This is a genomic window from Acaryochloris thomasi RCC1774, assembly GCF_003231495.1.
In the GTDB taxonomy this organism is placed as follows: Bacteria; Cyanobacteriota; Cyanobacteriia; order Thermosynechococcales; family Thermosynechococcaceae; genus RCC1774.
The window spans coordinates 53,034-72,198 of record NZ_PQWO01000014.1 but is presented as its reverse complement, the minus strand read 5'-3'; the positions used below and the strand labels follow the sequence as shown (position 1 = coordinate 72,198).

General features: G+C 50.7%; 15 protein-coding genes and 2 pseudogenes. 7 read left to right on the top strand and 10 right to left on the bottom strand.

From position 1 onward, the window contains the following. The first annotated feature begins 12 nt into the window (after window positions 1-12). Window positions 13-528 (top strand): hypothetical protein, encoded by a 516-nt coding sequence (locus C1752_RS19405; RefSeq protein ID WP_110987714.1) that lies wholly within the window; start codon window positions 13-15, stop codon window positions 526-528. Window positions 529-746: 218 nt separating this feature from the next. Here the strand turns inward: C1752_RS19405 and C1752_RS30335 are convergent. The 7 genes and pseudogenes from C1752_RS30335 to C1752_RS19370 all read right to left on the bottom strand — a co-directional run bounded on the left by C1752_RS30335 (window position 747) and on the right by C1752_RS19370 (window position 8,528). Continuing rightward, window positions 747-1,145 (bottom strand): annotated as a pseudogene (locus C1752_RS30335) (HepT-like ribonuclease domain-containing protein). Further along, window positions 1,117-1,451: pseudogene (locus C1752_RS19395) on the bottom strand (nucleotidyltransferase family protein). The pseudogenes C1752_RS30335 and C1752_RS19395 overlap by 29 nt, the downstream one beginning before the upstream one ends. Window positions 1,452-1,568: 117 nt before the next feature. After that, entirely contained in the window at window positions 1,569-2,462 is an 894-nt protein-coding gene (locus C1752_RS19390; protein WP_110987713.1) for an alpha/beta fold hydrolase, read from the bottom strand. Window positions 2,463-2,556: 94 nt separating this feature from the next. Continuing rightward, window positions 2,557-3,504, bottom strand: coding sequence for a GDP-L-fucose synthase (gene fcl, locus C1752_RS19385; RefSeq protein WP_110987712.1), 948 nt, complete (start codon window positions 3,502-3,504; stop codon window positions 2,557-2,559). Between the two features lie 98 nt (window positions 3,505-3,602). Beyond that, a complete protein-coding gene (gene gmd, locus C1752_RS19380) occupies window positions 3,603-4,688 on the bottom strand; it encodes a GDP-mannose 4,6-dehydratase (RefSeq protein WP_110987711.1) in 1,086 nt (361 codons plus the stop codon). A 464-nt stretch (window positions 4,689-5,152) separates the two neighbouring features. Next, a complete protein-coding gene (leuS, locus tag C1752_RS19375; protein ID WP_110987710.1) occupies window positions 5,153-7,723 on the bottom strand; it encodes a leucine--tRNA ligase in 2,571 nt (856 codons plus the stop codon). Between the two features lie 208 nt (window positions 7,724-7,931). Beyond that, window positions 7,932-8,528 (bottom strand): DUF6151 family protein, encoded by a 597-nt coding sequence (locus tag C1752_RS19370; protein WP_199464455.1) that lies wholly within the window; start codon window positions 8,526-8,528, stop codon window positions 7,932-7,934. Window positions 8,529-8,846: 318 nt separating this feature from the next. On the opposite strand from C1752_RS19370, the gene C1752_RS19360 reads away from it, so the two are divergent. Next, window positions 8,847-9,275: a Uma2 family endonuclease gene (locus C1752_RS19360; RefSeq protein ID WP_110987709.1), complete on the top strand. Its 429-nt coding sequence runs from the start codon at window positions 8,847-8,849 to the stop codon at window positions 9,273-9,275. 15 nt (window positions 9,276-9,290) lie between these two features. Here C1752_RS19360 and carB read toward each other — a convergent pair whose 3' ends face one another. Further along, window positions 9,291-12,551, bottom strand: a complete 3,261-nt coding sequence (gene carB, locus C1752_RS19355; protein WP_110987708.1) for a carbamoyl-phosphate synthase large subunit — start codon at window positions 12,549-12,551, stop codon at window positions 9,291-9,293. 325 nt (window positions 12,552-12,876) lie between these two features. Here carB and C1752_RS19350 point away from each other — a divergent pair, with 325 nt between their 5' ends. From C1752_RS19350 to uppS, 5 genes are all read left to right on the top strand, one after another. Further along, entirely contained in the window at window positions 12,877-14,505 is a 1,629-nt protein-coding gene (locus C1752_RS19350; protein ID WP_110987707.1) for a 2-isopropylmalate synthase, read from the top strand. Between the two features lie 62 nt (window positions 14,506-14,567). Further along, window positions 14,568-14,945 (top strand): hypothetical protein, encoded by a 378-nt coding sequence (locus C1752_RS19345; RefSeq protein WP_146242380.1) that lies wholly within the window; start codon window positions 14,568-14,570, stop codon window positions 14,943-14,945. Window positions 14,946-15,088: 143 nt separating this feature from the next. Next, window positions 15,089-16,483: a diaminopimelate decarboxylase gene (gene lysA / locus C1752_RS19340; RefSeq protein WP_110987705.1), complete on the top strand. Its 1,395-nt coding sequence runs from the start codon at window positions 15,089-15,091 to the stop codon at window positions 16,481-16,483. 96 nt (window positions 16,484-16,579) lie between these two features. Further along, window positions 16,580-17,488 carry a diadenylate cyclase CdaA gene (cdaA, locus tag C1752_RS19335; RefSeq protein WP_110987704.1) on the top strand — a complete coding sequence of 303 codons (909 nt, stop codon included), beginning with the start codon at window positions 16,580-16,582 and terminating at the stop codon, window positions 17,486-17,488. Then, window positions 17,485-18,231 (top strand): polyprenyl diphosphate synthase, encoded by a 747-nt coding sequence (gene uppS / locus C1752_RS19330; protein ID WP_110987703.1) that lies wholly within the window; start codon window positions 17,485-17,487, stop codon window positions 18,229-18,231. The genes cdaA and uppS overlap by 4 nt, the downstream gene beginning before the upstream one ends. Before the next feature lie 47 nt (window positions 18,232-18,278). On the opposite strand, the gene C1752_RS19325 is transcribed toward uppS, so the two are convergent. Both C1752_RS19325 and C1752_RS19320 read right to left on the bottom strand, forming a co-directional pair. Beyond that, on the bottom strand, window positions 18,279-18,560 hold the full coding sequence (locus C1752_RS19325; RefSeq protein WP_110987702.1) for a DUF3143 domain-containing protein: 282 nt from the start codon (window positions 18,558-18,560) through the stop codon (window positions 18,279-18,281). 37 nt (window positions 18,561-18,597) lie between these two features. After that, window positions 18,598-19,134, bottom strand: a complete 537-nt coding sequence (locus C1752_RS19320) for a J domain-containing protein (protein WP_110987701.1) — start codon at window positions 19,132-19,134, stop codon at window positions 18,598-18,600. Window positions 19,135-19,165: the final 31 nt, after the last annotated feature.

Here is a 19,165-nt window from a genome sequence, read left to right as displayed (position 1 = left end):
ATAATTGGACGCATGCAAAATACTATCTCAGGCAAAAACATGGATTTTTTTGGGAAAGACTGGCTCATTCAAGATTCTGTTTTGTGGACTTTATTAATTTTTGCAACTTTGCTGACATTTATTATTCCATTTGTCGCTAGATATTGGAAGGTGAATCTGCTCGATCTAATTGTGAGTCCTACAAAGGCTCGGGATACAATATGTAAAATGAGTCAAAATCAGAGAAAGGCTCATTTGTGGATTACGGCGACATTAGATGTTGCATATCCTCTATCCTATGGCGGCCTCTTTGCTGGTGCCGCGATGCGTTTCTTCCCTCGCGGACCCTACTTGGTAGTGCCCGCTCTATTAGCCATTGTCATGGACTTAACTGAAGGTGGCATCCAAATACTAGCGCTGAAATCAACATATGATTTTCTTGATTTCAAGAGGTATATTACTCCACTAAAGTTTGGCTTTGCCTTCTTAGGACTTGGTCTTGCACTAATCGGCTTCGCAAGCGAACTTTTGAGAGGTGTTGGCTCTTAGATACAAAGCGATGTGAATTCGAAGGGGTCTACTGCTTAACCTTAAGTTGCTTGGAACAAGTGCTGATTGCTACAACGTCCATGATAATCTATGCCTTATCCATAAGTATTGAAGGTATTATAATGATTGAGTTTCAAGCTCTCGACTAGTTGTAGAGTGCTACTGCAACTCTTATAAAGGCTAAAGGATCAATCATGCACAGATGGGCAGCGTAGGAACTAAGAGCTTCCAACCTCGGTGATGCTCAACTCAACAGACGCTTGGTTGAGATTGTTGATTGTCGAAACGCTTCTTGCATCGGTGCAAGAGACATAGATCAAAGGTGGGATCTCCGACTGAATTACATTCCAAACGATGTTGAGGGGGACATCATCATATTCATGCACCAACCGATTTCGCATTCCATTGATTTCTTGCCAAGAGATGTCGAGCAAGTTCTGTCGGGTTGTTTCGGAAACTCATCTGGCGGCTTCGGTAATCACAAAGAGCCGTCGAATCACTGAATCTTGAAGCTGCACATTTGCGACGAACCTAGTTTTCGAGCATTGAGCGGTGTAGGTCATGATCAGTGCTGCAGATTGCAGCATATCAAGCAGGAATTGAAGATCCCATTGCATAAGTCACCTGGGCGGAGGAAAGGTTGCGTGACAACGTAAGTGTTTGCGACTGGTGGTAATCCCTTGACGAGTGATTAGGTAGATGTCTCGGGCAAAGATAGTTTTAAGCTCTGTTTCCATTTGGTCGAGGGTGCTGCATGTGGGGTGAGCTTCTGGATGAAATTCCACCATTACGTCAATGTCACTATCATGGCGAAAATCATCTCGCAGGACAGAGCCAAAAAATGCCAGCTCAGTAATATGCCACCGCTGACAGAAACCTTCGATTTTCTCGGAAGGAACCGAAATCTTTGTAAGTGAATGCATTATGGCTGATTAAGGCCATTGTCTTACTTTTGAAGCCTAAGTCCATTATATCTTTGGCACAGACGGCCCCAAAAATCTGATAGCTGAGCAATGAGGCATTAAGCTCTAATGTGTCTATTATGTTGCGACATGGACGAACTGCTTTATCTGTTTTGCATATTCCTGCGGACGTTCAAGATCGGGGAAATGTCCGCACCCCTTAAAGCTAGTGACGTCTGCGGCTGGTACATGATCACGTAAAGACGAAAAGTTGGTATGCCGATGAGAGAGATCTTTATTGCCATAAATCAATAGCGTGGGGGCTTGTACACCGCTAACTTCAGAGTCCTGAGTTCGGCTAAGACCTTGAACAAAACTCGCTAGACAAAAGCACCCCCCTGACTCGAGTGCTTGATTAGCCTGTTGAGCGAAATGAGATCTATGCTCACTGCGTTTCGGCAAGGCGCGATCGTACCAACCCACTGCAACCTTACGAGTCAGACCTGCCATGATTAGCTGCCCAACATAGGGGACATGCAGAATTTTGGGAATAATCTGATCATCCCATTGGCGCATAGCTTGAAAAGACGGAGTTTGCCCAAGCACTAAATGGGAAACGCGCTCGGGGTGATGCTTGGCGACATAGAGGGCAAAGAAGCCATTGGCACAGGTAAATGCCAGCACAGCGCTAGGAATTTGCAGCAAATCCATGACTTCCACCACAGTATCGGCCATTTTAGAAATGCTGAAATCGAAGCCGAATGCTGGATATGAAAACCCAAAGCCGGGTAAATCAAAGCAAACCACGCGAAAGTCTGGTGACAGCAGATCAATCAAGTCTGCGTAATGTTCAAGGACACAAGGTCCATCAGGCACCATGATCAAGGGTTGTTTGCTGCCGCCCGTATCAAGGACGCGAAGTGTTCCAGCTTGAGTCTGTAGCAACTTCATCTGTTCTGATTTGAGACTATGTTCCTGCCGCCTCCGTCCTCGAAGGGTTGCGATCGCACTATCGATGTATGAACCTTGCATGAAGAATCCTCAGAGACAGTCGATGGGTAGCTGCAACTGGTCTGTTCACATGACGGCTTTTTGAGGTTCTGTTGCCCCTCGTGAAAGACTTACGCTATTCCTTGCCTCGGATATGTTCATAGTTTTCGACAAACCATCGGTAGGTTTGCTCAACCCCCTCTTTAAAGCTGGTTTTCGCCTTCCAGCCCAGCGCCTCAAGCTTTGACGTATCTTGCAGCTTACGCGGCGTACCATCTGGCTTCGCGGTATCAAAGACCAGCTCTCCCTCAAAGCCAACCACAGCCTTAATCGTTGTCGCCAATTCTTTAATCGAAACTTCCTGACCGGTGCCAACGTTGACGAACTCAGCAGCATCATAGTTGTGCATCAAGAACAGCAGCGCATCGGCTAAATCATCAACGTAAAGGAATTCTCGCAGCGGAGTTCCCGTTCCCCAAACCGTGACCGATGGCTGTCCCTCAAGCTTAGCTTCATGGAACTTTCGCATCAAAGCTGGCAGCACATGGGAATTGGCAAGGTCAAAGTTATCGTTGATGCCATAGAGATTAGTGGGCATCGCTGAAATATAGTTGACGCCATATTGACGGGAATAGTTTTCGCACAGCTTTAGGCCCGCAATCTTAGCAATGGCGTAAGGCTCATTGGTTGGCTCTAACGGTCCCGTTAGCAGGGCATCCTCTGACATGGGCTGAGGGCAAAGCTTAGGATAAATACAGGAAGAGCCTAAGAACAGCAGCTTCTTTACCCCATGTTGATAGGCACTATGAATCACATTCGCCTCAATCATCAAGTTGTCGTAAAGAAACTCGCCCCGATAGGTATTGTTCGCCTGAATTCCACCCACTTTGGCGGCGGAAAGAATCACGTGGTCGGGCTGGTGTTGGGCAAAGAAAGCCTCTACCGCTTCTTGGCGAGTGAGGTCAACCTCTTGATGGGTTGCCATCACCAAATTTGTATATCCTTGAGCCTGCAAAGCTCGCAGGACGGCGCTCCCGACAAGGCCTCGATGACCTGCAACATAAATCTTGGCGGTCTTATCCATCTCTTTATTAGGTTACGAACGTTCAATGATCCAAGATCTATCCACACAGAAAGGGAGGGCAATACACGAATGGCCGTCCCCCCCGCTCCCATTAGTGCTCAGACAGACAGATGGACGCTATTAGCGTTTCGAACAGTTGCTCTATCGTTTGTCTTCGACTGCACTTTTTCTCCGTCAGGTGAAGGCAAGCCTAAGGCTGTTAGGTCTGCATCAACCATTAAGTGAACGAGTTCTTTAAAAGAAATTGTGGGTTGCCAGTCTAGCTTTTCTTTCGCCTTGCTGGGATCACCAATGAGCAGATCAACTTCTGCGGGACGTACGTAGCGCTCATCAAACGCAACTGAATCGCTCCAGTTGAGATTGACGTAGCCAAAGGCAACTTCTAGAAATTCTTCAACGGAGTGGGTTTCACCGGTTGCCACCACGTAGTCATCAGGCTTATCTTGCTGCAGCATTAGCCACATAGCCCGGACGTAGTCTTTGGCATAGCCCCAATCCCTTTTCGAGTCGAGGTTACCCATATAAATTTTGTCCTGCTTTCCGGCGACGATGCGCGCCACGGCCCGCGTAATTTTACGAGTCACAAAGGTTTCGCCTCGACGAGGAGACTCATGATTAAAAAGAATGCCGTTGCAGGCAAACATATCGTAGGATTCACGATAATTGATGGTTTGCCAATGGCCGTAAACTTTGGCACAGGCATAAGGACTACGAGGATAAAAGGGGGTTGTTTCTGACTGAGGAACAGCCTGAACCTTGCCAAACATCTCAGAAGAGCCAGCCTGGTAATAGCGAACGTCGATGCCAGTGCGATGGCGATAGTCTCGAACCGCCTCTAGCAAACGCAGAGTCCCCATCGCAACAGAATCAACCGTATATTCAGGAGCATCGAAGCTAACCCGTACGTGGGATTGCGCCCCTAGGTTATAGATCTCTGTTGGCTGTACTTCTTCTAAGATGCGTCGTAGGGTCGTGCCATCGCAGAGGTCACCGTAGTGCAAAAACAGCTTGGCGGACTCACTGTGAGGATCTTCATAAAGATGATCGATGCGATCTGTGTTGAACGTTGAGGTGCGTCGGAGAATGCCGTGGACTTCATATCCTTTCTCAAGCAGCAATTCACTGAGGTAGGATCCGTCTTGACCCGTAATTCCGGTCAACAGACATTTTTTAGCGGTACCCATACAATTGAACCCTTACAGTTTTGTTAGCAAGTTAAACCTCAAATGCACCCCAATATCAGTCGTGCAGTGCAGCCTCAGAACCGACAGCGATGACGGATATGCTTGTTCGTCTACCTAACGAGTGTAACTAAAACTCACAAGGCTGCTGAAGCAGTGCTTCTCCACACAGTCAAGCTATCGGGTCTCACGATGGAGAACTGATAGCTTAGCACTAGAACAAGTTTAGTTTATGCATAGGCATTTTGTGAAAGGGGCAATATTGGATCAATTAAGAATGCTTTGAAAAATGCAGGATGTCTTGTTTCACGCGTTGACTCAGGGAACGAGATCACACAAGTAACAGGGCTTTTTAAGAGGCCCACGAAGGATTACTTTTATTGTTTTTCCCTGCGCCGAATTGCGATAACCTCCGAACAGCCTGCCTCTAATAGAGAAGCGACGTTAACTGCCATCGCATCTTCAGACTATTTCGCCACTACAAAGTTAATTAGCTTCCCCGGTACTACGATGACTTTTTTGACCATTTCTCCTTCTAAATAACGCTGGCCCACTTCAGAGTCACGGGCATACTGCTCTAGCTCTGCTTTAGTCGAACTGGCCGGTACCTCAATCGTGCCTCGGGTTTTGCCCATAATCTGAATGACGAGGGTGATCTCATCGGCAACCAACGCCTCCTGATCAATTTGCGGCCAAGACTGAAACAAAATTGAGTCTGCGTGCCCTAACATTTGCCACAGTTCTTCGGCAATGTGGGGAGCAAAGGGCGCTAAGAGCAGTAGCAATGTTTTAATCCCTTCTCCGTAGACAGAGGAGGTTTTATCATCAGCATTGCCGAGGGCGTTACTGAGCTTCATCAACTCTGAAACAGCAGTATTGAACTGATAGTCACCGTCAAGGTCTTCGCTGGTCTCTTGAATAGCCGTATGAACAGCTCGCCGAAGTTCTTTCTCAGGCTTAGAGAGTTTGGCCGCATCAACGCTCTGTTGCTTGTGGTTAGCCTGGTCGGCGTACTCATGCACCAAACGCCACACGCGATTCAAAAAGCGGAACTGACCTTCGACGTCGGCCCCTTCCCACTCCAGATCTTTTTCGGGGGGTGCCTTAAATAAGGTAAACAAGCGAGCGGTATCGGCCCCATACTTGCTCGTCACTTCTTCTGGTGGGACGCCGTTGTACTTTGACTTGGACATCTTTTCATAGAAGACCTCCAGCGATTCTCCCGTTTCTGGATCTTGAGGATTATCGAGATCAGCAATATCGCTAGGGGCGACATATTTCTCGGTTTTGGGATTTTTATACGCCGATGCCTGCACCATGCCCTGCGTCAGCAGCTTTTGAAACGGTTCATCGAAATTCAGGAGTTTGCGATCGCGCAAAACTTTAGTAAAGAACCTCGAATAAAGCAGGTGCAAAATCGCATGCTCAATTCCACCGACATACTGATCCACCGGCATCCAGTCATTAACTTTAGCTGGATCGAACACCTGCTGATCATTTTTAGCATCGGTGTAGCGGAGAAAATACCAAGACGAATCAATAAAAGTATCCATCGTGTCGGTTTCCCGCTTGGCGTCTTTGCCGCAGGTTGGGCAGGGAACATTCACCCAGCTCTCCAGCTTGGCCAGCGGCGATCCGCCTTGGGCAGAGAAAGTGACATCTTCAGGCAGCTCCACCGGCAAATCTTGTTCAGGCACCGGCACTGCACCACACGCATCGCAGTGAATCACAGGGATCGGGACGCCCCAATAGCGCTGGCGAGAAATCAACCAGTCACGCAAACGATACTGAACACGGGCTTTTCCAGTCCCCTCTTTTTCTGCTTTAGCAATGATTTTCTCTTTACCCTTGACTGAAGGCGTTCCATCAAAGGAGTCGGAGTTTACCATCTCTCCAGACTCTGTATAGGCTTCCGTCAACTCTGCATCAGCATCGCCTCCCTTTGGGATAATCACAGTTTTGATCGGCAAGTCATTTTGCTGAGCAAAGACAAAGTCGCGGGTGTCGTGGGCCGGGACGCCCATCACCGCTCCGGTCCCGTATTCGTAGAGAACATAGTCCGCAATTAAGATCGGAATCTCTGCCCCCGTGAAGGGATTAATCGCCTTGCCGCCCGTCGGGATACCACGCTTGGGTTTGTCTTCTGCCGTTCGCTCTAGTTCGCTTTCGTTAGAGACCTCTTCAATAAATTTTTCGACAGCGGACTGGCGCTCCTTCGTTGTCACCTGAGGCGTTAAGGGATGCTCGGGCGCTAACACCACATAGGTCACGCCATAGACCGTATCGGGACGGGTCGTGAACACTCCGACTTTTTCGTCCATGCCCACAATCGAGAATTCTAGATAGGCTCCAACGGATTTGCCAATCCAGTTAGCCTGCATCGTTTTGACCCGTTCTGGCCAGCCCGTCAGCTTGTCCAAATCCGCGAGCAGCTCTTCTGCGTAGTCGGTAATCTTGAGGAACCATTGACGCAGCAGCTTTCGCTCGACTTTTGCCCCTGAGCGCCATGAGCGGCCTTCATTATCCACCTGTTCATTGGCGAGAACTGTCTGATCAACTGGATCCCAGTTGACGGCGGCTTCTTTTTGATAGGCGAGGCCCGAATCAAGGAACTGTAGAAAAATCCACTGAGTCCAGCGATAGTAGTCAGGAGAGCAGGTGGCAAGTTCTCGGTCCCAGTCGATGGACAGCCCCAGGGGTCGGAGCTGCTCCTTCATCTGAGTGATGTTTTTATACGTCCATGTAGCGGGGTGGGTATTCCTTGCGATCGCAGCATTTTCCGCGGGCAACCCAAAGGCATCCCAGCCCATTGGCTGTAGAACCCGATAGCCCTGCATCCGCTTTAGGCGAGCAATCACATCAGTGATTACATAGTTGCGGGTATGGCCAACGTGCAGGCTCCCAGAGGGGTAAGGAAACATCGATAGAGCGTAAAACTTAGGCTTACTGGAATCATCGGGGGTGGTGTCGAGATTTTGTTCGGCCCAGGCTTTTTGCCACTTGGCTTCAATCTCAACGGGGGTGTAACGGGACTCCACAGCAATGCTCCTGATGGACGGGTTAGTCTCACCATTCTAGAGAATTTCCGGCTTTTATCTTGGGCGAATCTTCAGTTGTTCTGTGCTCTCTTCCTAGGTCAAGAACTCCACTCTCTTTCAATACAACTCTGATTTCTCCATATCTCTGTGGAACAAAACCAGCCTGATGTAGATATTGCAGATGCTCTGGTCTATATACGGACGCTTGCTATGCAACAGGCATTACGTCTTCAAGCTCTTGGTCACTCAGTACTTTCGGCATAGATATAGGAGTACCAGACCCTACTACAAAGAATGGAGTACGTTTGTAGCTACCATCAAAGCGAGCTTTGAGCATCATGCCGAGGATACGGAATGTGCCAAACAAAACTCCTGTCGGTTTTGGCTTATCTTCCCCGATCGCATGTTTGGTGTTGACGTGCATACATGCAGATCCAAACGCTTCATCTAGCGAACTTTGATCTGAATTCAAGCAGGTATGAATTAAACCCACAAAGGACATATTGAGGTTGGGAGGAGTATTCCCAATCGGCGTATGACAGCAAGCTGCATACCACCGCAGCAAACCATTCGACGTAAGACACATACAGCTCAGGTATTCCATACCTTCGGTAAATGCGACATGTGCGGGAAGGGTCTGAATGATGGTGGTTCCTCCCCTTTCATCGAGTGTTTCGTTCTCTTTTTTGAGAAAACGAGCAAAGGCTTGGCAATCGGCACAGTAGCACACACATCTATTTACATCACCGTTGGGGTTGAGTGTGCCTTTGAGTTTGCCGCAACTGCACTGAATTGAATGAGACATAGGTCTTATCCCTCGTTGACGCTCAGGATTGGTGATGCTCTTGAGATTGATCGTCTGCTGCCCATTCAATGACCATTCGATACCTAGTCTGAGTCATCTGACAAATTCTCCAATTGCTTGAGCGCTTTTAATACTTTGCGTTCTAAATAGCGAGGAGCGTCATCTCCATCTTTAAAAGGCCACCATAATCACTTGAGAAAGCTGAGGATGTTTCCAGTTGCTGTGCGATCTCTTTCCAGACCGAGAAAGAAAACCAGCCTCTTTCAGCATAACCCTGATCTCTCAAACCTTCTTGGGCATCAAACCAGCCTAATTTAGATGCTGCGGTATGTGCCCGCGCTCTACCATGCCGCTCCAAAATTGTGTTGGAGGTCACCCATTACCAGAACGAGCTGGAGATCGCGTCGACGGCCTCGTTCTGGAGCGACGCGATCTCCTGACGCCTCCTGGATTAAATCAGAGCGGTGGAATCGGCTAACGGAGAATGAAAAAGCTTCCTTTGCCCCGATTTGTCCTGATTGCGTTATTGAATTACGGTCCACCAGCGATACATTGAGCGAGCTGCAGGCCAAGATGCAGGAATATATCAGCAATGGCGTTTTATTGGGCTGGTTAATCGATCGTAAAAATCGTACCGTTCATATCTATCGTCCCCACCAATCGCCTCAGATTATTGAGAACCCTAGTCAAGTCAATGGTGACCCAGAATTACCGGGCTTCAGCTTGCTAATGGCTAAAATCGGGTGAAGCGAGGCTTATGACCTAAGCAAAGCTAGCGTGGTAGTCCTGGAGTGCTTTGACGTCCATCGGCTCTGACTGCAGCGCCCGAATCGCCGCAGCGGTTGCTCTCGCGCCTGAGATTGTTGTGACAATCGGTACCTTATAGGTCAATGCTGCTCGCCGGATTTTACGACCATCAACGTGGGCTTCGCTGCCGGTCGGCGTATTCAAAATCAGTTGGACCTGCTGATTTTTAATCCAGTCCAGCACATGGGGACGGCCTTCATGGAGCTTGTAAACCTGCTCAACCTCAATATCGTGGGCCTGCAGTACCTGCTGCGTTCCTGAAGTCGCGACCACTTTGAATCCAAGGCTAATCAGTTCTTTAACGATGGGAACCACGGCTTGTTTATCGCGATCGCTCATCGAAACAAACACCGTTCCCTCGAGAGGCATCGTCTGATTCGCAGAGAGCTGTGACTTCGCGTAGGCCTTACCAAACTCTCGATCCATCCCCATTGCTTCGCCTGTAGACCGCATTTCTGGTCCCAGGATGGTGTCGGTGCCCGGAAACTTGGCAAACGGCAGTACGGCTTCTTTGACCGAGATATATTCAGGGATACGCTCTGAGGTGATCCCCAACTCCGCTAGCGTTTGCCCTGCCATCAGTCGAGAGGCAATCTGAGCTAGCGGTCGGCCAATTGCTTTAGAGACAAAGGGCACAGTGCGCGACGCCCGAGGATTAGCTTCGATGATGTAAAGCTGCTCTCCCTTGATCGCAATCTGTAGGTTCATCAGGCCCACAACCTTGAGCTTTTGGGCTAGCTTGATCGTCCAGGTACGAATAGTGTTAAGGGCTTCGTCACTGAGAGAAATTGTTGGGATAGAACAGGCGGAATCACCGGAGTGAATTCCCGCTTCCTCAATGTGTTCCATGATGCCGCCGATGACGACATTGCCGTGGTGATCTGCGATCGCATCTACATCAATTTCAATCGCATTTTCTAAGAACTTATCGATCAAAATCGGGTGATCTGGCTCCACCTGCACCGCATAGGTCATGTAGTGCTCTAACTCTGCATCAGAGTAGACAATCTCCATAGCTCGCCCGCCCAATACATAGCTAGGGCGCACCACCACCGGATACTCAATCCGCTGGGCAATTTTCTTTGCTTCTCGACTGCTGCGGGCCATGCCATTGTCGGGCTGGGGAATCTCTAGCTCCCGCAAAGCCTGCTCAAACCGCTCCCGATCTTCAGCCATATCGATCGAGTCGGGAGAGGTGCCCCAGATTTTAGTGGCCGGGTGATCTTGCAAATACTCTTGCAACGGCACCGCCAGCTTCAGCGGCGTCTGACCCCCGAACTGAATAATGATCCCTTCAGGCTGTTCCGCTTCGATGATATTGAGCACGTCTTCTTTGGTCAGTGGCTCGAAGTAAAGGCGATCGCTAGTGTCATAATCCGTTGAAACCGTTTCGGGATTGGAGTTCACCATAATGGTCTCAAATCCATCATCCCGTAGCGCATAGGAAGCATGACAGCAGCAGTAGTCAAACTCAATACCTTGACCAATACGATTCGGACCAGACCCCAGAATCATCACCTTCCGTCGATCTGAAGGCAGCACCTCAGATTCATATTCGTAGGTGGAATAGTAATAAGGAGTATAGGCCTCAAATTCTGCCGCGCAGGTGTCTACTGTTTTATAGGCAGGCACAACCCCCATACCCTTCCGATGCTCTCGCACCTGATCCTCAGTGGTTCGCGTAGCGTAGGCAATTTGGTAGTCGCTAAATCCCTGACGCTTAATCTGCCACAGTTGCTCTGTATTCAGCTCCTCTAAAGGAGTCCTTTTGAGAAGCTTTGAGGTGCTGAGTAAATCTTGAAACTGCCATAGAAACCAAGGATCAATACCCGTAATCTCATAGATTTCCTCCACTGACATTTTCATCAGAAGGGCATGACGAACCGTATAGATGCGCTCTGGGTTGGGGGTTCGTAGACCGCCGCGAATTTGCTCCAGACTAGGAAGCATATCCTTACGTCCGTTGGTGGAATCTTGACCGTCACACCCCCAGCCAAACCGTCCTGTTTCTAAAGAGCGCAAGGCCTTTTGAAACGACTCTTGGAAGGTGCGGCCAATTGCCATCGCCTCGCCCACCGACTTCATCTGGGTGGTCAGCACAGCCTGAGACCCCGGGAACTTCTCGAAGGCAAACCGAGGGATCTTCGTGACCACGTAGTCAATGGTGGGTTCAAAACTAGCTGGCGTCTTTTCAGTAATATCGTTGGGGATTTCGTTGAGGGTGTAGCCCACTGCTAACTTGGCCGCAAACTTTGCGATCGGGAACCCCGTTGCCTTTGATGCCAGCGCTGAAGAGCGAGACACCCGAGGGTTCATCTCAATAACAACGACTTGGCCATTATCAGGATTAACGGCAAACTGGATATTAGAGCCGCCCGTTTCAACCCCAATTTCACGAATGATCTTGATTGAGGCATCTCGCAACCGCTGGTATTCCTTATCCGTGAGTGTTTGGGCGGGAGCCACCGTAATCGAGTCCCCTGTATGAATGCCCATCGGGTCAATATTTTCAATCGAACAAATGATCACGACATTGTCCGCGAGATCCCGCATGACCTCTAGCTCATACTCCTTCCAGCCAATTAGAGATTTCTCGACGAGGATCTGTGATACAGGGCTAGCGTCAAGTCCTGATTGAGCAATCACCTCATATTCTTCTTGGTTATAGGCAATCCCCCCCCCCGTCCCACCCAGGGTATAAGCCGGACGCACAATCAGCGGATAGGTGCCAATCTGCTGGGCAATCTCTTTCGCCTCGGCCATAGTCTCTGCCAGACCTGACGGACAGACGCCCAAGTTGACGCGCTCCATCGCCTCTTTAAACAGCCTGCGGTCTTCAGCCATCTCAATGGCAGGTAGCTTGGCTCCAATCAGTTCAACTCCGTATTGGTCCAGCACCCCTTTCTTCGCCAGAGTCACGGCTAAGTTAAGAGCGGTTTGCCCTCCCATCGTTGGCAGCAGCGCATCAGGCCGCTCCTGAGCAATCACCTTCTCTACGAGTTCTGGCGTTAGCGGCTCAATGTAGGTGCGCTCTGCCGTATCGGGGTCGGTCATGATTGTCGCGGGATTGGAATTAATCAACACCACTTCATAACCTTCATCCCGCAAAGCTTTGCAGGCTTGGGTTCCAGAATAATCAAACTCACAGGCTTGGCCAATCACGATGGGGCCAGACCCGATGAGCAGGATTTTGTGCAGATCGTCGCGACGGGGCATAGGAGTGCATAACTATAGAAGGGCGGGCCGGACAATTTCCCCCATCGATCTCAATGATTTTTGGCAAGGTCATTTGTCACTCCTATGGATTGTAGGGCAATCCCCGGTCTGAAGGTATAGAGCTTAGAGCCCCTCAGGTGCAGCCATGAACAGGAGGACCAGAGCGCGGCTTGCAGGGGTGCTGCCAGATCTCTCCACGGGCAAAATAGCTCAGTATCGAGAGCAACACTCTGAAAAGCGGCAAGGCGTCCATCGAAAAGCTTCAAATCTAAGTAGAATGGAGGTACCTACTTTTTCCATAGGTTCCTCAAGCGCGGGAGAGGTTATGAAAGTTCAGCCTGATCAAGTCGATCGCATCCTTATTTTTGACACGACGCTCCGCGATGGCGAGCAGTCACCAGGGGCCACGCTGAATGTAGCCGAAAAGCTGACCATTGCTAAACAGCTTGCCCGCCTTGGCGTTGATGTCATTGAGGCCGGTTTTCCCTTTGCTAGCCCCGGCGATTTTGAAGCCGTGCAGCAGATCGCTGATGTTGTAGGCACTGAAGACGGTCCCGTGATTTGTGGCCTAGCCCGCGCAACGCGCCAAGATATCGAGCGGGCAGCCGCCGCGTTGAAGCCTGCCGCTCACAAGCGTATTCACACCTTTATTGCCACCTCCGATATCCATCTGAAGCATAAGCTGAAGAAAACGCGATCTGAGGTGCTTGCGATCGCATCTGACATGGTGGCTTTAGCGAAGACCTTTACAGATGATGTGGAGTTCTCGCCAGAAGATGCTGGACGTTCAGATCCGGAGTTTCTCTACGAAATGCTGGAGAATGCGATCGCATCGGGTGCCACTACCGTCAACATTCCTGACACCGTGGGTTACATCACCCCTAGCGAGTTCGGGGCATTAATTGCAGGCATTAAGGCCAACGTACCTAACATTGATCAGGCCGTCATTTCTGTTCATGGACACAATGACTTAGGGCTAGCGGTGGCCAGCTTTTTAGAAGCGGTTAAGAACGGCGCGCGTCAGCTTGAATGCACCATTAACGGCATCGGTGAGCGAGCAGGCAATGCGGCATTGGAAGAACTCGTGATGGCGATGCACGTGCGGCGTCAGTACTACAATCCTTTTTTGGGTCGCGAACCTGAGTCTGAAGCGCCGTTAACGAACATTGATACGCAGCAGATCTACAAGACCTCTCGCCTAGTTTCCAGCCTGACAGGGATGCTGGTGCAGCCGAACAAAGCCATTGTCGGCTCCAATGCCTTTGCCCACGAGTCTGGGATTCACCAGGATGGAGTGCTCAAGAACCGGCTCACCTATGAAATTATGGATGCTCAATCCATTGGTCTAGTGGACAATCAGATTGTTTTGGGCAAACACTCAGGGCGCAATGCATTCCGCACACGCCTACGAGAGATTGGGTTTGAGCTATCCGAGCAGGATCTTAATCGGGCATTTCTACGGTTTAAGGATTTAGCCGACAAGAAAAAAGAGATTTCAGACTGGGATATTGAAGCCATCGTGAAGGATGAAACGCAATCTCAGGTACTAGATGGCTTTCATCTAGAGCTAGTACAGGTTTCCAGTGGCGATCATGCGTGCCCAACAGCCACCGTAACGCTGTTAACCCCTGAGGGTGAGGAGCTGACTGATGCCGCAACGGGCACTGGCCCCGTGGATGCCGTTTACAAGGCCATTAATCGAGTCGTGAACGTTCCGAATCAACTGATTGAGTTTTCGGTCCAGTCAGTGACGGCGGGGATTGATGCGATTGGTGAAGTCACGATTCGGCTGCAGCAGGGCAATCATATCTTCTCGGGTCACTCCGCCAACACTGACATTATTGTGGCGTCAGCCCAGGCCTATATCAACGCCCTCAACCGGCTGAATGCCGCAATGCAGAACCCGGCTCAAACACAGCAGCCCGAAGTTAAGGTGGCCCAAACAGCGGTTTAGGTTTGCTTGGGTGTCTGAACCCCGTATATTTAACGTTGTATACTCACCTAACTATTTTTCCTGTGTCAGAAGATCTTCCATCGACTCAACGGCAGTCTGAGGCCGATAAGTGGCGACATCGCTATGAGGTTGAAGCACAGCAGCGGCGAAAAGAATACGCGATCGCACAGAAAACAATTCAGCAACTGAGAGCTGAAGTGCAGCAGCTCTGCCAGCTTCGGCCTAAAACTCCAGCCCTGCCACCCTCTAACCAACAGCCCGCAACGTTACAAACAGCCTTGACCCAGGCGGAAGCTGAACGCGATCGGCTTGCCAAGGCATTAGTCCAAGAGCAAGAAGCCCATGCAAAGACCCGCAATAATTTAATCGGGGCCTTGAGTGATGCGATGGGTCGACCATCAGCCTCAAAACCACCCGCTTTACCCGAGGGGCGATCTTAGAAATTTCTTTGGCTGCATTTGTTGAGTATTCCACCCCACGCGGACGGCCAGCAGATTGTAGACTAAGAGTATTGAGCTTCAGAAAGTATGGGTCCCTGGCTATCTGGCGTTCGTTGTTCGTTCAATTTGCTCCCTCAGAACCTATGGTATCCGTGCAAAATCTTGAGACCCGTCAGTCTCCAGCTTCCCCAGTGCTTTCAGAGCAGAGATCTCCCAATCAGCAGCTCATTCCTTTGACCGCAGTGACCTCTGACCAGGGAACGCTGACCGTCGGTGACTGTGACGTGGTTGATCTGGTCAAACAGTTTGGGTCGCCGCTTTATATTGTTGATGAGCATACGGTGAGGGTCGCCTGTCAGCAATATCGACAAGCCTTCGAGCAGTTCTACCCAGGCGAGTCTCAGGTTCTCTACGCGTCCAAGGCCTGGAATTGCCTTGCTATCTGTGCCCTAGTCGCCAGCGAGGGACTAGGGATTGATGTGGTCTCCGGCGGCGAGCTGTACACCGCACTTCAGGCTGGTGTGGATTCGGCCAAGCTCTATCTGCACGGCAACAACAAGTCTCAGGATGAATTGAAGCTTGCGATCGCAAACCACTGCACGATCATCGCTGATAACTGGCTAGAGCTAGACCTGCTCGTTGAGCTCGTTCAAGAACTAGCGCCTGAACATTCTCCCCGCGTCATGTTCCGCATGACCCCCGGCATCGAATGCCATACCCATGAATACATTCGCACCGGACACCTGGACAGCAAGTTTGGCTTTGACCCTGGGCAATTCAGCGACCTACTCACCTTTGCCCAAAAACATTCCGAAATCAACTGGGTTGGACTCCATGCCCACATCGGCTCCCAAATCTTTGAGCTACAGCCCCATCAAGACCTCACCAGCGTGATCGTTAGCTGGCTGGAGCAGGCTCACCAGGCCGGGTTGCCGATGCAAGAACTCAACGTCGGCGGCGGCCTTGGCATTCGCTACGTCGAGTCCGACGATCCCCCCAGTATCTTGACCTGGTCCCAAGTTGTTTGCGAAGGGATTGCCAAAGCCTGCCAAGCGAAGCAGCTTCCCTACCCCAAGCTTCTGTGTGAACCTGGACGGTCTTTAATTGGGTCAGCCTGCCTCACCGCCTACACCGTGGGCAGTCAAAAAACGGTTCCTGGCGTGCGGACCTATCTCAGCGTCGATGGCGGCATGTCAGATAATCCCCGCCCCATTACCTACCAGTCGCTTTATAGTCCCGTAATTGCCAATCGCATGACCGAAGCAGCCTCAGAAACGGTCACAATTGCCGGAAAACACTGCGAATCTGGCGATATCCTCCTAAAAGATGCAGCTCTACCCCCTAGCCAACCTGGAGATATCCTCGTAATCTTAGGGACAGGTGCCTACAATTACAGCATGGCCTCCAACTACAATCGTCTGCCCCGACCCGCAGCGGTCCTAGTCCAGGCCGGAGAAGCAAATCTAATTGTGCAGCGGGAAACATTTCAAGACCTCATACGTCACGATTGCCTGCCCTCACGGCTGCAGCCCGTTTAACAAGACAGCATTTCCCATAGGCTGCTGATCTGGAAGCCTGCAAGGGTAAACCACGACTGATCTAAAACCGACCGAGATAAGGGTTAAACCGCCGGAATGGAAGGGCTGCAAGCATGGCTGACAAATCAGAACTGGACTGAGTCCTTAACCTTTTTGCTAGATGTTGGCCTTGTCCTAGCGCTCACCTATATGGTCTTGCTCGTCATTGCAGAGCGTCGCACGCTCTGGATGGTGCGGGGTTTTATTTTTTTGATGCTAGCGGCCGCAGCCAGTAATCGATTGGGGTTGACGCTGCTCAGCTTTGTCCTCAGTAATTTAGTCATTGGTTCTGCCGTAGCAATGGCCGTCATTCTGCAGTCAGAGGCCCGTCGCTTTCTAGAACAGCTAGGACGAGGCGACATCCTCAATATGCTGCGTCCGACCCGTCAAGGCGTCCAGGGGCCAAAAACCGTTCTCGATGAAATTGTCGATGCCGTCAAAGAGCTGTCTCAGAACCGGACCGGTGCGCTTCTAATTTTAGAAACGCAGGATATTCCCATTGATGAACGGGACTTCTCAGTTCCTGGAATACGCCTGAGCGCCGAAATCTCGCGTGAACTCATCCAAACCATCTTTCAAACCTCCACTTTGCTCCACGATGGTGCTATCCTCATCCGGGGGGCGCGGATCGTGGCCGCAGGGGTGATTCTGCCCATTTCTGAGCGCACCGCGTCTCGGCAGTTGGGGACGCGTCACCGAGCCGCAATGGGCATCACCGAGCGGGTCGAGAACTGCATTTGTGTCGTGGTTTCAGAAGAAACAGGATCTATCTCTTTAGCCGAGCAAGGAACGCTCAATCGGCCCTTAACTAGCAGTAAACTGAAAGAATTACTAGAAGCACGAGTCAACCCCTCCGTTGATGAGGTCGTCACGCCTAGCCTCAGAGGTATCCGACGCCAACTTCGGGAAAAAAGCCTCGCCCTCTTACCCCGACTTCCTTTTCCTGGTTCTCGCAAGAAAACATGATTTCGAAACCCATCCTACAGGATTTACCCATTGACCTCGATGTCCAGAGGCTGCCTCGGCACATTGCCGTGATCATGGATGGAAACGGGCGATGGGCGAACCAGCGGGGACTTCCTCGAATCATGGGTCACCGTCGCGGTGTCGATACGCTCAAGTCTTTACTGCGCTGCTGCAAAGACTGGGGTATTGAATCTCTTACAGCCTATGCCTTTTCCACTGAGAACTGGGGACGCCCCTTAGAGGAAGTTGATTTTTTAATGACTCTGTTCGAGCGAGTTCTGCGGCGCGAACTCGACGAAATGATGACCGAAGGCGTGCAGATTCGCTTCGTTGGCGATCTCAAGGCACTGCCCCCGTCACTCCAATCTGAAATCCAGCGAGCTGTTGACGCCACCCAGGCTAACAAAGGCATTCAGTTTGTTGTTGCCACCAACTATGGCGGGCGCTGGGAGATTTTACAGGCCTGTCGCCAGATTGCGACTCAGGTGCAGCAAGGCAAATTAGCCGTCGAAGAAATTGATGAATCTCTGTTTGCGTCCCATCTCTATACCGCCGGTATCTGTGACCCCGATCTGTTGATTCGTACCAGCGGCGAGATGCGGGTCAGCAACTTTTTGCTGTGGCAGGTGGCCTACGCTGAACTGTATGTCACCGATACTCTGTGGCCCGACTTTGACCGTGCCGAGCTGCATCAGGCACTACAAAATTATCAGCAGCGGCATCGACGCTTCGGTCGTATTTAAAGGGTTTTGACCTTACGCTTTTTAGACTTGGTGCTTGGCCCCAACGTCTAGGGACCGGCAAACACCGCATCTTCAATATCACGGCGGCTGAAGGAATATTTGAAGGTACGACGAACCGTCTGCTCGCCGTCTTCAACACCCGTATAGGCAACAGACAATTCTTCAACATCTAGCCTTAGCTCGGCGCGCCATTGGGGATGTTGCAAATGCCAAAGATCCAGCTCTTCTGAGTCTTGTGTACAGCCTTGATCTCTAAGCCACTGCTCAATTTGGGGGAGTGGATGGCTGTAAAGCGGAGTATCCGCTTCGGGAAGGGAAGTCTGGGGCATATCTACTTTACTGGAGTCCTGTCGCAGTGACGTGATCTTATTCTAGAGGGAGACGGGCTGCTTCCTCAGATAAGTTGGGGGCGGAGGCCGTCGTCTGCTGCTGGAACCAAACGATCACCGGCTGTGCCCATTCTGGAGACCGCTGTGCCGCCCTCCAGCTCTCACTTTGAGCGGTCCCCACCACTAGCGCGAGCACCAGACAGACCAGGAATGTAATGCCTAATAAGAAGAGGGCAAAGACTTCACCTGGCGACAGCGGACGCTGCTGAGCATTTAGATGGACCGACTGCGAAACAGGAGCGGCCGTCCGGCGCGGGACGGGCGGACGAAACTGACGATCGTAGTGGCGACGAGCTTCAGCATTGCTGAGGGTTGTATAAGCTTCCTTCAGCTTTTGAAACTGTTCTGCGGCCTTCTCTAGCGGCAGCTCCGTGGTATCAGGATGATACAGCTTGCTTTTCTGGCGATAGGCACGCCGAACATCGTCCTCGGAGGCGGTGGGGCTTAGGCCCAGTAGTTTGTAGTAAGTCAAGGCAGCAGGGCTAGAATTGCCGGAAGAGTGCTTTTGGTTCACACAACCATTCTCTCTATTGCTGCCGCTATTG

What these genes read in the sequence shown, in the direction of transcription:
- C1752_RS19405 (WP_110987714.1), top strand. Translation starts at nt 13, where the DNA reads ATGCAAAATACTATCTCAGGCAAAAACATGGATTTTTTTGGGAAAGAC.
- C1752_RS19390 (WP_110987713.1), bottom strand. Translation starts at nt 2,462, where the DNA reads ATGCAAGGTTCATACATCGATAGTGCGATCGCAACCCTTCGAGGACGG.
- fcl (WP_110987712.1), bottom strand. Translation starts at nt 3,504, where the DNA reads ATGGATAAGACCGCCAAGATTTATGTTGCAGGTCATCGAGGCCTTGTC.
- gmd (WP_110987711.1), bottom strand. Translation starts at nt 4,688, where the DNA reads ATGGGTACCGCTAAAAAATGTCTGTTGACCGGAATTACGGGTCAAGAC.
- C1752_RS19370 (WP_199464455.1), bottom strand. Translation starts at nt 8,528, where the DNA reads ATGTCTCATTCAATTCAGTGCAGTTGCGGCAAACTCAAAGGCACACTC.
- C1752_RS19360 (WP_110987709.1), top strand. Translation starts at nt 8,847, where the DNA reads ATGCTGCGGTATGTGCCCGCGCTCTACCATGCCGCTCCAAAATTGTGT.
- carB (WP_110987708.1), bottom strand. Translation starts at nt 12,551, where the DNA reads ATGCCCCGTCGCGACGATCTGCACAAAATCCTGCTCATCGGGTCTGGC.
- C1752_RS19350 (WP_110987707.1), top strand. Translation starts at nt 12,877, where the DNA reads ATGAAAGTTCAGCCTGATCAAGTCGATCGCATCCTTATTTTTGACACG.
- lysA (WP_110987705.1), top strand. Translation starts at nt 15,089, where the DNA reads ATGGTATCCGTGCAAAATCTTGAGACCCGTCAGTCTCCAGCTTCCCCA.
- cdaA (WP_110987704.1), top strand. Translation starts at nt 16,580, where the DNA reads ATGGAAGGGCTGCAAGCATGGCTGACAAATCAGAACTGGACTGAGTCC.
- uppS (WP_110987703.1), top strand. Translation starts at nt 17,485, where the DNA reads ATGATTTCGAAACCCATCCTACAGGATTTACCCATTGACCTCGATGTC.
- C1752_RS19325 (WP_110987702.1), bottom strand. Translation starts at nt 18,560, where the DNA reads ATGCCCCAGACTTCCCTTCCCGAAGCGGATACTCCGCTTTACAGCCAT.